This window comes from Rahnella perminowiae (genome assembly GCF_019049755.1).
Classification (GTDB): domain Bacteria; phylum Pseudomonadota; class Gammaproteobacteria; order Enterobacterales; family Enterobacteriaceae; genus Rahnella; species Rahnella perminowiae.
Genome location: NZ_JAFMOS010000485.1, coordinates 1 through 12,106 on the forward strand (window position 1 = coordinate 1; position 12,106 = coordinate 12,106).

A 12,106-nucleotide genomic window follows, 5' to 3' on the forward strand; every position below is an offset into this window, starting at 1 on the left:
ATCGCTTGGTCGCTGGTTCAAGTCCAGCAAGGGCCACCAAATTTTAGATTTAAAATCATATGATTAAGCCGACTTTTTCAAGTCGGCTTTTTTTATTGGCTAAATTCATTGTCCTTCAGGTGACACTCTGGCTTACAGCACGCCCTGCGCCAGCATGGCATCTGCCACTTTGACGAAGCCCGCAATATTCGCCCCGCGCACATACTGCGTCTGCTGGCTTCCGCCGCCGTACTCGACGCACGACTGGTGAATATCCAGCATGATGTGGCGCAAACGCGCATCGACTTCATCGGCTTTCCAGCTCAGACGCGCGGCGTTCTGCGCCATCTCCAGTCCCGAGGTCGCTACGCCACCCGCATTCGCCGCTTTACCCGGCGCGAACAGCACACCGGCATCGGTGAACAGATCAGTCGCTTCAATTGTCGTCGGCATATTCGCACCTTCGGCCACCGCTTTCACGCCGTTGGCGATCAACACACGCGCCGCTGATGCATCCAGCTCATTTTGCGTGGCGCAAGGCAATGCGATATCCACCGGCACATTCCACGGTTGCTGGCCTTCGAGATACGTCAGCCCGAGTTTCTGTGCATAATCTGCCACGCGACCGTCGCGGCTGGCTTTGATTTCCGTCAGCAGTGCCAGTTTTTCCGGGGTGAACCCGGCTTCGTCAACCACGGTGCCGTTGGAATCAGATGCGGTGATCACGCGTGCGCCCAGTGACATGGCTTTTTCAATGGCATATTGCGCGACGTTGCCGGAACCGGACACCGCCACGCGCATGCCTTCGAAATCCAGGCCATGACGTCTGAGCATCGATTCGGTGAAGTAGATCAGCCCGTAACCGGTCGCTTCCGGGCGGATCAGACTGCCACCGAACGACAAGCCTTTGCCGGTGAAAACACTGGCGGTATTGTTGGAGAGCTTTTTCATCATCCCCGCCATATATCCGACTTCACGCCCGCCGACGCCGATATCGCCCGCAGGCACGTCCGTATCCGGCCCCAGATGGCGGTAAAGTTCCAGCATCAGCGCCTGACAGAAACGCATGATCTCGCCTTCGCTTTTGCCTTTCGGATTGAAATCGCTGCCGCCCTTGCCACCGCCCATCGGTAACGTGGTCAGCGCATTTTTGAAGGTTTGCTCGAAGCCGAGGAATTTGAGAATCGATAAATTGACCGACGGGTGGAAACGCATCCCGCCCTTATAGGGGCCGATGGCTGAACTGAACTGCACACGCCAGCCACGGTTGACCTGCACCTGGTTTTTGTCATCCACCCACGCGATGCGAAACTGAATGACACGTTCCGGCTCAACCAGACGTTCCAGCAATGCAGAACGGCGGTATTGTGGATTTTGTTCGAGGAAAGGCCATAGCGTGGTCATGACTTCACGTACGGCCTGAGAGAATTCGACCTGATGCGGGTCGCGTTGCTGGACTGAGGATAAAAACTGTCCGAGGGATTGAATCTGATCCATTGATTTAAAACTCCGTCTGTAGGTGATGTTGTCTTTTTTTATTTACTGCTTATTTTTTGACTATGCATCGACTAACAAGCGGACATCAAGCAATTTATTCCCCAATAAAAACCTTACGATTTACGGCCTTCCAGCTTCAGTAACAACAACTTGTTCTCCAGTCCGCCGGCAAAGCCGGTTAATTTGCCGGAAGAACCGATTACCCGGTGACAGGGCGCCACGATAGAAATCGGATTGCGACCATTGGCAGCACCCACGGCGCGAACCGCTTTCGGGCGACCGATGCGTCGGGCGATTTCGCCGTAGCTGCGCGTCTCACCAAAAGGAATTTCCAGCAACGCCGCCCAGACTTCTTTCTGGAATTCGGTGCCGGTGAAATCAAGATCCAGCTCAAAACGTGTACGTTCACCCGCAAAGTACTCGTTCAGCTGTTGTTCGGTTTTCAGCAGAATCGGAAACGCAGGGTCTTCCAGCATCGTGCCCAAAGGCACGCGTCCGTCGATTTCACATTCCCACAAAATGGCGGTCAGCTTGTCGCCTTTCGCCGCCAGTGTAAGTAACCCGACCGGTGATGCCATCCGCTTGAATCTGTATTCCATCAGTCCCTTCCTTTGCAAGTTTTACGCCCCATACTTTACCGGAAAGGCAGGAACTGACGAAAATTATTTCAGACCAAGCTGTGCACGAACTTCCGCTTTCGCCGCGTCGAATTCGGTTTTGAAATCCGGTTGCTCTTCCATTTTCTGGGCAATCAGCGCAGCACCGGTGCGGCTCATCACGGTATCAGAACGGTAATGGAAACCAGCCACCAGACGGTTTTCGGCATAACCGGCTGCACGGGTAAACAGCGCATTACGTTTTTCCGGCACCATTTCACCGAGCACGGTCGCCATCAGGTAACCGATAGTCGAATGACCGGAAGGCCATGAGCCGGATTTGGATTTTTTCAGCAGCGGATGGATCTGTTCATCCAGCATGTAAGGACGCGGGCGGTTAAAGGCTTTCTTGGCGTGATCGTCCACCACATCTTCGGTCGCAACAATACGATCAAACAGTGCCGCGGTTTTCGGCAGTTTTGCAGCATCGAAGTCCGGCCCCATCACATCGGCAAAACGCCAGACGTTTTCCTCAGCATCAGCAATCGCCGCTTTTTCCTGCTCCGGCGTGCGGGTGGCCTGAATTTGGAGCAATTCTTTCAGCTCCGCTTGGGTCTGCGCCGAATCATCCGCCGGTGGCGCAGGCAGATATTTGGTCAGATCCAGTTCCTGGCTGGTGATAAAGGGTTTGGCTTCGTCAGCGGCCTGGACGGCAAACGTGGAACCGAGGGTGAAAAGCAGCAGAGCAACGAGGGTCTTGCGCACGGGAAAACTCCTGATATTAGTTTGAATATCAGGAGAGTAGAGAACAAGTGTGACACTTAAATGACAGGCGTCAGCCGAGCAAAGCGAGTTTGCCGGTCAGCTTACGCACCACTTTCTTTTTGCCCGCCAGCGCGATACCCAGCAGTTGCAGATTGTCCGTCGGTACAACAGACACCGCTTCGCGAAAGGCAGCATAATCAGTGGTCTGCTGTCCCCCGACCGGGAAAATAATACCATCCATTTCGTCGTCATTAAGCAGATGCTGATGGAGTTGCGTGAGCTGTTCGCTGTCGGCAACCAGCACGCTGATACCAATCGGGATCAGCCCCGGATGCTCGCGGTTATCGGCATCAACCAATGGTGCGCCTACCAGCGACGGATGGCGTTGCCCGAGCGTCAGGGCCAGTACGGCGGCGGCATTGGCGGCGTGTCCGGCGGCAAGTTGCTGATTGATCACAATCACACAGCGTTCCGGGGACGGGGGCAGAATTGTTGCAGACGTATTCATGATGACAGGCTCCGGTTCAGTTGAGTGCCGAGCTTAGCCTGTCGCTTTTTCTCAATCTGGAAGATTTGTGCATAAACGCCGGTAATGCGCAGGCGTTAGCTGATATGCACGGCGGAACCAGCGCCCGAGATGGCTCTGATCGGCAAAGCCTAAATCCGCCGCCACCGCTGCCGGTGTGTGTCCCCGCGCCAGACCTTCGCGGGCACGGGTCAGTTTCAGCTGAATAAGGTAGGCATGCGGCGGTAGTCCAAATTCAGCTTTAAACGCACGGCTGACTACAAAACGGCTTTCGCCGGTCGCTGCCGCCAGTTGCTCAAGACCGATATCTTCGTGCAGATGGGCATGCAGATATTCCCGTGCCTGATGCGCCACCCGTGACCACGGTGCAACGCCTTGTGAGCGCGGCGGCTGCCAGGTGAGATGACCGCCCAGCGCACTGAGCAGCCCGTCGAGCGCAGTCTGACGCACGATGCGCAGGTCTTTACCATGCAGCGCCTGAAATGCCTGCGACGTCGCCAGTGCCAGTTGCGGATCCTGCGCTAAGGTATTTTCGAAACTCGGATCACCGGCCGAAGAAAGGGAATCACGCCGTGCCGCCAGTTCACGGCACAGCCATTGCGGATCGAGATACAACATGTGATAGGTGAAACCGCCGGGCTGCACGGCATCGCCGTCATGAATTTCGCCTGGTTCGAGCATAAACACTTTACCCGGCAGGCTCTGATGCTTCTGGCGGCGGCAGCTGAACTGCTGCAAACCGTACTGGGTGACACCGACCAGATAACTGTCATGCCAGTGAGGATCGTAAGCATGGCCTTCGAAATGGGCGTGGATCGTCTCGATCCCGCTGTCTTTATCTTTCGATAAATCGACCCAGTTTGCAGACACCATAAATCCCCCGCTGAATGAATTAACAACAGGGTAACAAATAGAAGGGAGAAAAAGAAATGAAGGCAAACGGGTATCGGGATGACCGGGCTTGGGCGGCTTCCTCCCCCTTCGCAGGGGGAGGCGCTAACAAAAACTGCCAGCTTCTTCTCGGGGGATGCCCTGAAAAGCTTAGTGCTTCACGCTTTCAATAAAGGTTTTACGGGCGGTTTTGGAACCCAGACGTTCAGCTTCGTCCAGCAGTTTCAGGGCTTTATCAACGTCCCCTGCTTTCACTGCTTTCTTAATCGCGTCGTTAAAGTAAGTTTCGGAATCACTGAGCATTGGCTCAGACGGTTTTGCCGGGGCTGCCGCAGGTGCAGGAGCCTGTGTGCTGCCGACGACGACCGGTGCTGCCGCTGCAGGTGCGGATGACGGGAAGATCTGGCCGATCATCACGTTGCCGGTTTTTTGCTCAGCGGTCACTTTCAGGCTCAGCGTGCCGGTTGGCGTGTGACGGGCAATCGGATCCGGGATATCCGGCACCGCATTACCTACCCCTGCCGCAAAGGCTTTCGCCGGGTTGACCATCTGCGTAGTGTCTGCCAGATCCTGACGGGTGGTGTACACCAGCAAATAAATTTGTTTCTGACCCAACGCCGGCGTCAGTTTCAGTGTGCCTTCCAGACGGTCACTCGACACGATCCCTGGTTTCTGATACGGGAAATAGCTGGAAGGATAAAATGCCGCCGGACGCATCTGCTCATCCAGCACCAGAACATTCGGCGCATACACGGTTTTACCGGTCGCGATACTGGTCAGTGTGATTTCAAGCGAGCCACGGTCAGCAGGTAATGCGAAAGCCCCGACAGCACCCTGAATTTCACCCTGATTAATTTCAGCGCTGGACGTGCCCAGCGTGACATCCTGCGTCACTGGCGGAACCAGCGGCGTCCATGAAAGGTTGCGTAAGGTCTGGCTGGAAATAGCCGGTGCCGTATTCGCATCATTTTGCGCAGCATTCACTCCCGCAGGGACAGCAGCCAACAGGCTCAGCGACAGACACAGTGACAGCAGATTCTTTTTCATTATTGGTTCCTTTGAAATCACCATGAAGGCTGGCGGTCATCAGCGACAATCCGCCAGCCAGCACATCTTCTTTACTGCGATTTTTAAAGCTTACATTGCCATTTTTCCAAACTCTTTCGGGTTGCCGGAAGGCGGCAAGCGTCCAAGTCCCCGGGAGCGTAGACAACTACGTGACCGGGGCGAGGACGCGCAGCCAACGCATCGGCAGCGCGAAGGAGGAAGGAAAAATTTACCACCAGATTTCCATTTGGGCGCCGAAGGTCACTTCATCGTCATTACCACGGCTGAAGGTACGGGTGCTGGTATCATTCATCGCTAAGCCATTGTTTGTGCCGGTATCGGTGTCGTAACCCCATTTTTCATCCCAGTTCGCATAAGTGGCAAACACGCGGATGGCCGGACGTGACCAGATGCTGTCGCCAGCCTGCCATTGTTGCGCCAGGGTGACTTTGTACTGACCATTTTTGTCGCCGGTACGCTGAGATTTCACGTTGTCGTAACCCACTTCCAGCAAGGTACTCATGATCGGGGTCCATTTGTACATCGGACGGACACCGACGGTATACCAGGTGGTGCCGTTGTTGTTATCACGATCAACGTCCTGATACATTGCCACGTACATCAGGCTCCAGGTGTCGTTGAAGTCGATAGCACCGTGATCGAGAACGCGCACCATGCTGCCGTTGTTATTGATGGCTGCGCCATTAGAGTGGCCGTTTGCCGTGCCCTGACCCGGATCGGTCATGGAGTCAGAAGCATATTGCAGAACGAATTTATTGTAGCCGTTGTAAATGCTTTGCGTATGTTCCGCAGTGACCAGGAAACCGTCTTTGGTGGCATCATCCGCCAGTGAATAACCGTCACGCGCATTGGCACGACCATAATCCACCCCTAACTCCAGTACGCCGCCCGGGTTAGTTTGCAGACCCGCCAGACGCACGTCGAACACGTCGTTGGAGGTTGGCACTTCGTTACGCTGGTCGGCAATATAACCGTATGAACCGCCGCTTTCGGTATTACGGGTTGCAGCCAGAGACAATTTACCGAAGCCCAGATCGATATCTTCCAGACCCGCACCAGGACCTGAAATATCCCAATAGTAGAAGTCGATCATGTGAACATCATGACGTTGGTAGAAACGCTTACCCGCCCAGAGGGTGGAGCCCGGCAGCCATTCGATCAGGTTCTTACCCTTCACGTTGGCTTCGCGGAAAGCCGGATCGGTTGACTCCCAGTCGTTCTGTTGAGAGACGGAATACGCCACGTTGGTGTCGAAATAGAAGCTCTTATCCCCTTCTTTCCACACTTCCTGACCCAGTTTCAACTCTGCATACGTCTCGCATTCGTTACCAAGACGGTATTTGCTGTCTGCACCGGTTGCTTTGAAACATTGCTGTTCGCCGCCGCTGCCGGTCCAGCCAATACCCGAACGGGCATAACCGGTGAAATCTACCGCCATTGCTTGTGTAGAAAGGATGCCAGCAGCCACTGCCAGCGCCAGGGAAGAACTACGCATTGTGATCATCATTTTCTCCTGTAGGGGATCGCGTGCTTTCAAACACCAGGTTCTGGGTGTAACCGGCGACATGCAGTGCCATCCTCGCGGAACAGATGACAGCGGTGTGGCGGCAAACCAATGGCGAATGTTGCACCTTCTTCTACCAGCACCACGTCGTTCTGGCGGTACACCAGGTTCTGACGAATTGCCGGAATTTGGATGTGGATCTGTGTTTCGTTACCCAGTTGCTCGACAACCTGCACTTCGCCGGAAAGCGTCACTTCAGCGACGTCGCTTGGCAGAAGATGTTCAGGGCGGATACCCAGTGACAGGTTGCTGCCGACGTTAACGTTGGTCCCCTCCACCGGCAGCCAGACTTGCTGGCGGTTTGGCAACTCGACCTGCACACGTGCAGGTTCAGCACCGGTGACTTTCACCGGCAGGAAATTCATTTTTGGAGAGCCGATAAAACCGGCGACAAAGCGGTTGGCAGGATAGTGATACAGCCCGAGCGGCTTACCGACCTGAGCGATATGTCCGGCATCGAGCACCACGATTTTATCGGCCAGCGTCATCGCTTCGACCTGATCGTGAGTCACATAAATCATGGTGCGTTTCAGGCGCTTATGCAGGCGTGAAATTTCAATGCGCATCTGCACACGCAGCGCGGCATCTAAGTTAGAAAGGGGCTCGTCAAGCAGAAAAACCGTCGGCTCGGCAACCAGCGTACGGCCAATCGCCACGCGCTGACGTTGTCCGCCGGAAAGCGCTTTCGGGCGTCGGTCCAGCAAGTGCGCCAATTGCAACACTTCGGATACCTGATTCACCCGCTGGCTGATCTCGGTTTTTTTCGCACCGGCCAGCTTCAGGCCAAAAGACATGTTTTCTGCCACGGACAGGTGCGGATAAAGCGCATAAGACTGGAACACCATGCCAATGCCACGATCGGCGGGCGGTACTTCGTTCATGCGTTTATCGCCAATCTTTAGTTCACCGGACGTGATGTCTTCCAGACCAGCAATCATGCGTAGCAGCGTGGATTTACCACAGCCGGACGGCCCGACAAACACAACAAACTCGCCTTCTTCTATTTCCAGATTGATATCACTGGAAATCACGGTATCGCCAAAGGCTTTGTACACGCTGTTAAGGGAAACGCTCGCCATCCTGAACTCCTGTACTTGTTGCCAGCGAGAAAACTCGATGCAACGGAGAGTGAAGGATTAGCCGGTTATCGTAATCATCCGTAACAAAGTTTTTCATGGGGGAGGAGCAGGGAGGATGACGGTTTCCCGTAAACGGATGAAAGTTCATACCAAAAATCAAATTCGTGATCTGAATGGCAAAAAACGAAGCATAATTTTGAGTGATGAGCCACATAACGCCTGAGAGTGTCGGCGGGATCACATTCTGAGAGACGGGGGCGTAGAGAGGGGGATGATGAAGCGCCGACAGGTTGAATCCACACTGGCGTCGTACCCTGTCTTTTCCGTCTCAGACGATAAAAAAACCGACTACAAAAGGATTGGATTATGACCCTCAGCATTAAGAAGATTGTTAAACACACACTGGCACTCTCGGCGCTGGCTACGCTGGTGCTGTCATCTTCCGCGTTCGCCAAAATAGAAGAAGGGAAACTGGTCATCTGGATTAACGGTGACAAGGGCTATAACGGCCTGGCGGAAGTCGGTAAGAAATTTGAAAAAGACACCGGCATTAAAGTGACGGTAGAGCATCCTGACAAGCTGGAAGAAAAATACCCGCAAGTGGCCGCCACCGGCGGCGGCCCTGACATCATCTTCTGGGCACATGACCGTTTTGGCGGCTACGCACAATCCGGCCTGCTGGCTGAAATCAGCCCGGATCAGACCTTTAAAGATAAACTGTTCCCGTTCACCTGGGATGCAGTCACCTTCAACGGCAAGCTGATCGGCTATCCGGTCGCGGTTGAAGCGCTGTCACTGATTTACAACAAAGACATCATTAAAGAAGCACCAAAAACCTGGGAAGAGATCCCGGCGCTGGATAAAGAGCTACGCGCCAAAGGCAAGAGCGCCATCATGTGGAACTTGCAGGAACCGTACTTCACCTGGCCGATCATCGCGGCTGATGGCGGTTATGCGTTCAAATATGAAGACGGTAAATACAACATTAAAGACACCGGCGTGAATAACGCAGGTTCACAGGCTGGTCTGCAATTCATTATCGATCTGGTGAAAAACAAGCACATTAATGCTGACACCGATTACTCCATTGCTGAGGCCGCGTTCAACAAAGGCCAGACCGCCATGACCATTGACGGTCCGTGGGCATGGTCAAACCTCGACAAGAGCAAAATCAACTACGGCGTGACGCTGCTGCCAACGTTCCACGGCAAACCGTCTAAACCGTTCGTCGGCGTACTGACGGCCGGTATCAATGCCGCCAGCCCGAACAAAGAACTGGCGAAAGAATTCCTGGAAAATTACCTGATCACTGATGACGGTCTGGCCGTGGTGAACAAGGACAAACCGCTGGGTGCCGTGGCGCTGAAGTCTTATCAGGAAAAACTGGAAAAAGACCCGCGCATTGCTGCCACCATGGCTAACTCGAAGAACGGTGAAATCATGCCAAATATCCCGCAGATGAGCGCCTTCTGGTATGCAGAACGCAGCGCAATCATTAACGCGGTAAATGGCCGACAAACCGTTGTACAAGCGCTGAAAGACGTAGAAACACGCATTACCAAGTAATGCCAAAGCATTAGCTCAATGAACGGTGCGCAACTCACGGGTTGCACACCGCCACCACAAGGATTGTCCTTATGCCAAGAGCCAAAAAACGGCCGTTCAGCAATGCGTTCAAATGGCTGATCATCGCCCTGCTCGCCTGCTTTACCGGTTATCTGATCGTGCTGATGTATGCGCAGGGCGAAACCCTTTTTGCCATTCTGACCCTGATCCTCTCCGGTGTCGGCTTATACATTTATGGCAACCGCCGCGCCTATTCGTGGCGCTATGTATACCCCGGTCTGGCCGGGATGTTGTTATTTGTGCTGTTCCCGCTGATCTGCACCATCGCAATCGCCTTCACCAACTACAGCAGTACTAATCAGCTGACCTTTGAGCGCGCACAGTCTGTGCTGATGGGACGTGAATTCCAGGGCGGCAAGGTGCTGAATTTCGCCCTCTACCCCGCCGGTGATAAATGGCAACTGGCACTGACGTCAGCGGATAACGGCGAGACGCTGGTTTCCCCGCCTTTTGCTTTCAACGCTCAGGCGCCGCAAACGCTGGACATGCTGCCGCAAACCGCGCCATCGGCTGAAAAAGCCGGATTACGGGTGGTGACACAAAACCGTCTGGCGCTCGGTCTGATCTCAGCGAAATTACCCGACGGCGAAATGCTGCGCATGAGTTCACTGCGCCAGTTCTCCGGCACGCAGGCGTTGTACAAACCCGGTGAAGATAAGAAGCAACTGACCAACGTACAAACCGGCACGATTTACCGCCCGAATATGGACACCGGTTTCTATCAGGCTGTAAACGCCCAGGGCGAATGGCAGGCCGAAAAACTCAGCCCGGGCTTTACCGTCGGCATTGGCTGGGGCAACTTCCTGCGCGTGCTACATGACGAAGGGATCCAGAAACCGTTCCTGTCCATTTTTGTCTGGACCGTGGTGTTCGCCCTGTTGACTGTGGTGCTCACCGTCGCGGTCGGCATGGTGCTGGCCTGCGTCGTACAGTGGGAAGAACTCAGGGGCAAAGCGGCGTACCGTATCCTGCTGATCCTGCCTTACGCCGTTCCCGCATTTATTTCGATTCTTATTTTCAAAGGGTTATTCAATCAGAGCTTCGGTGAAATAAACCTGATGCTCAGCGCGCTGTTTGGTATCAAACCGGCATGGTTCAGCGATCCGTGGACCGCCAAAAGCATGATCATTATCGTCAACACCTGGCTCGGTTATCCGTACATGATGATCCTGTGCATGGGCCTGCTGAAAGCGATCCCAGACGATCTTTACGAAGCATCCGCAATGGACGGCGCGACGCCGATGCAGAACTTCTTTCGCATCACGCTCCCGCTGTTGATCAAACCGCTGACGCCGCTGATGATCGCCAGTTTCGCGTTTAACTTTAATAACTTCGTACTGATCCAACTGCTGACCAACGGCGGGCCGGACATGCTCGGCACCACTACGCCAGCGGGTCATACCGATTTGCTGGTCAGCTACACCTATCGCATCGCCTTTGAAGGCGGCGGCGGGCAGGACTTCGGGCTGGCGGCGGCGATTGCCACGCTGATCTTCCTGCTGGTGGGTGCGCTGGCTATCGTGAACCTGAAAGCATCACGCATGAAATTCGACTAAGGAGAAACAGACAATGCCCATGGTTAAACCGAAGTCGCAGAAAGTCAGATTGCTGATGACGCACCTTTTACTGCTGTGCTTTCTGGCGCTGATCCTGTTCCCGTTGCTGATGGTATTCGCCATTTCGCTGCGCCCGGGTAACTTTGCCACCGGCAGTCTGATCCCGGATCAGGTCTCGTGGGATCACTGGAAACTGGCACTCGGGATTGCCGTCACCAACAGCGACGGCAGCATCACGCCACCGCCGTTTCCGGTCATGTTGTGGCTGTGGAATTCGGTCAAGATCGCCGGGATTACCGCTGTCGGCATCGTCGCGCTTTCTACCACCTGCGCCTACGCCTTTGCCCGCATGAAATTCCGCGGTAAAAGTTCGCTGCTCAAAGGGATGCTGATTTTCCAGATGTTCCCGGCGGTGCTGTCACTGGTGGCGTTATATGCCCTGTTTGACCGTCTCGGCATGTACGTGCCGTTTCTCGGGCTGAATACGCATGGCGGTGTCATATTTGCCTATATGGGCGGTATCGCCCTGCACGTCTGGACCATCAAAGGTTATTTCGAAACCATCGACGGCTCGCTGGAAGAAGCGGCCGCGCTGGATGGTGCCAGCCCGTGGCAGGCATTCCGTCTGGTGCTTTTGCCGCTGTCTGTACCTATTCTGGCAGTGGTGTTCATTCTGTCGTTCATCGCGGCTATTACCGAAGTGCCGGTGGCATCGTTACTGCTGCGAGACGTCAACAGCTACACGCTGGCGGTCGGCATGCAGCAATATCTGAATCCGCAAAATTATCTGTGGGGTGACTTTGCCGCGGCGGCGATTCTGTCTGCCATTCCGATTACGGCAGTGTTCCTGATTGCTCAACGCTGGCTGGTGGGCGGCTTAACGGCAGGGGGAGTGAAAGGTTAACGGTAAGGCTAATGCGCTTTGTAATACTTGATCAATTACCTGTGTCTTGGGCGGC

Annotated in this window: 11 protein-coding genes; 3 read left to right on the forward strand and 8 right to left on the reverse strand. The window is 54.5% G+C overall.

Translation table 11 applies throughout. The features are described from left to right. Nucleotides 1–132: 132 nt before the first annotated feature. From gdhA to malK, 8 genes are all read right to left on the reverse strand, one after another. Nucleotides 133–1,476, reverse strand: coding sequence for an NADP-specific glutamate dehydrogenase (gene gdhA / locus J1785_RS09405; protein ID WP_217219286.1), 1,344 nt, complete (start codon nucleotides 1,474–1,476; stop codon nucleotides 133–135). Between the two features lie 113 nt (nucleotides 1,477–1,589). Further along, a complete protein-coding gene (locus tag J1785_RS09410; RefSeq protein WP_129954454.1) occupies nucleotides 1,590–2,075 on the reverse strand; it encodes a methylated-DNA--[protein]-cysteine S-methyltransferase in 486 nt (161 codons plus the stop codon). Between the two features lie 63 nt (nucleotides 2,076–2,138). Further along, nucleotides 2,139–2,837 carry an acid phosphatase gene (locus J1785_RS09415; RefSeq protein WP_217219287.1) on the reverse strand — a complete coding sequence of 233 codons (699 nt, stop codon included), beginning with the start codon at nucleotides 2,835–2,837 and terminating at the stop codon, nucleotides 2,139–2,141. A gap of 70 nt (nucleotides 2,838–2,907) precedes the next feature. Continuing rightward, the gene (locus J1785_RS09420) at nucleotides 2,908–3,345 is read right to left on the reverse strand and encodes a DUF2000 domain-containing protein (protein WP_217219288.1); all 438 of its coding nucleotides are present in this window, start codon (nucleotides 3,343–3,345) and stop codon (nucleotides 2,908–2,910) included. A 51-nt stretch (nucleotides 3,346–3,396) separates the two neighbouring features. Next, complete coding sequence (locus J1785_RS09425) at nucleotides 3,397–4,236, reverse strand: AraC family transcriptional regulator (RefSeq protein ID WP_217219289.1); 840 nt, start codon at nucleotides 4,234–4,236, stop codon at nucleotides 3,397–3,399. 168 nt (nucleotides 4,237–4,404) lie between these two features. Continuing rightward, complete coding sequence (gene malM / locus J1785_RS09430) at nucleotides 4,405–5,301, reverse strand: maltose operon protein MalM (protein WP_217138247.1); 897 nt, start codon at nucleotides 5,299–5,301, stop codon at nucleotides 4,405–4,407. 229 nt (nucleotides 5,302–5,530) lie between these two features. After that, nucleotides 5,531–6,829 carry a maltoporin gene (locus tag J1785_RS09435; RefSeq protein WP_217219290.1) on the reverse strand — a complete coding sequence of 433 codons (1,299 nt, stop codon included), beginning with the start codon at nucleotides 6,827–6,829 and terminating at the stop codon, nucleotides 5,531–5,533. 26 nt (nucleotides 6,830–6,855) lie between these two features. Beyond that, nucleotides 6,856–7,965 carry a maltose/maltodextrin ABC transporter ATP-binding protein MalK gene (malK, locus tag J1785_RS09440; protein WP_129954443.1) on the reverse strand — a complete coding sequence of 370 codons (1,110 nt, stop codon included), beginning with the start codon at nucleotides 7,963–7,965 and terminating at the stop codon, nucleotides 6,856–6,858. 366 nt (nucleotides 7,966–8,331) lie between these two features. Between malK and malE the strand changes: the two genes are divergently transcribed. The 3 genes from malE (at nucleotide 8,332) to malG (ending at nucleotide 12,051) form a co-directional block, all read left to right on the forward strand. After that, the gene (gene malE, locus J1785_RS09445) at nucleotides 8,332–9,531 is read left to right on the forward strand and encodes a maltose/maltodextrin ABC transporter substrate-binding protein MalE (protein WP_129954441.1); all 1,200 of its coding nucleotides are present in this window, start codon (nucleotides 8,332–8,334) and stop codon (nucleotides 9,529–9,531) included. A 71-nt stretch (nucleotides 9,532–9,602) separates the two neighbouring features. Then, complete coding sequence (malF, locus tag J1785_RS09450; protein WP_129954439.1) at nucleotides 9,603–11,147, forward strand: maltose ABC transporter permease MalF; 1,545 nt, start codon at nucleotides 9,603–9,605, stop codon at nucleotides 11,145–11,147. Between the two features lie 13 nt (nucleotides 11,148–11,160). Further along, nucleotides 11,161–12,051 (forward strand): maltose ABC transporter permease MalG, encoded by an 891-nt coding sequence (gene malG, locus J1785_RS09455; RefSeq protein WP_129991619.1) that lies wholly within the window; start codon nucleotides 11,161–11,163, stop codon nucleotides 12,049–12,051. The last annotated feature ends 55 nt before the right edge of the window (nucleotides 12,052–12,106 follow it).